The organism is Acidovorax sp. KPB24-03, from assembly GCF_057546605.1.
The window spans coordinates 1-1,068 of record NZ_BAAJYR010000733.1 but is presented as its reverse complement, the minus strand read 5'-3'; the positions used below and the strand labels follow the sequence as shown (position 1 = coordinate 1,068).

1 protein-coding gene is annotated in these 1,068 nt (G+C 72.8%); it reads left to right on the top strand.

Translation table 11 applies throughout. The features are described from left to right. The coding region (locus AC27KI_RS25590; RefSeq protein ID WP_487116616.1) for a CocE/NonD family hydrolase at positions 1–1,068 on the top strand (1,068 nt) is incomplete at both ends.

Genomic DNA, 1,068 nt, shown 5'->3' with positions numbered 1-1,068 from the left:
CCCCCGGCGCCGGCCCGCTGCCGGTGTTGCTGGAGCGCACGCCCTACGGCAAGGATGCCGAAACCCGGCGCGAGCGCACGGCGGCCGACCCCCGGCCGATGCGGCGCGGCGAAGTGGCCGAGCGGTTCGCACGGGAGGGCTACGCGGTGGTGGTGCAGGACTGCCGCGGCCGCTTCGGCTCCGAAGGGCAGTTCACCAAATACCTGGGCGAGGCCCACGACGGCGCCGACACCATGGCGTGGATCACGGCGCAGCCCTGGTGCAACGGCGCGGTGGGCACCTACGGGCTGTCGTATGCCGCCCACACCCAGACCGCGCTGGCCAGCCAGCGGCCCGCGGGGCTCAAGGCGATGTTCCTCGAATGCGGCGGCTTCGCCAACGCCTACCGCGGCGGCATCCGCCATGGGGGCGCGTTCGAGATGAAGCAGGCGGTCTGGGCGCTGCGCAATGCCCTCAGCGGCAGCAACCGCATCGGGGAAGCGGCACGCCAGGCGCTGGAGCAGGCCGACATCGGCGAATGGTTCCTGCGCCTTCCCTGGAGGCGGGGCGACTCGCCCCTGCAGTGGGCGCCCGAGTACGAGGACTATCTTTTCGGGCAATGGGAGCGCGGCCGCTTCGACGACCACTGGCGCCAGCCCGAGCTGTATGCGGCAGGGCACTACGCCGCGTTCGAGGGCGTGGCCGTGCTGCTGATGTGCGGCTGGTGGGACCCGTACGCCCAGACCACCACCGACAACTATCTCGGCCTTTCGCAGCGCAAGCACGGCGACGTGCGCATGGTGCTGGGCCCCTGGACCCACGGCGAGCGCAGCGTGCCGTATGCGGGCGACGTGGACTTCGGGCCCGATGCGGTGCTCGACGGCACGCTGGCACCCGACTATGTGCAGATGCGGCTCGCCTGGTTCAACCACTGGCTGCGCGGGCAGCCCCTGCCCGAGGGACAGGCCGGTGCCGTGCGCTACTTCCGCATGGGCGGGGGATCGGGGCGGCGCACGCCCGAAGGCCGGCTCGACCACGGCGGGGCCTGGCGCCGTGCCGCCGACTGGCCCCTGCCGGGCACCACCCTGG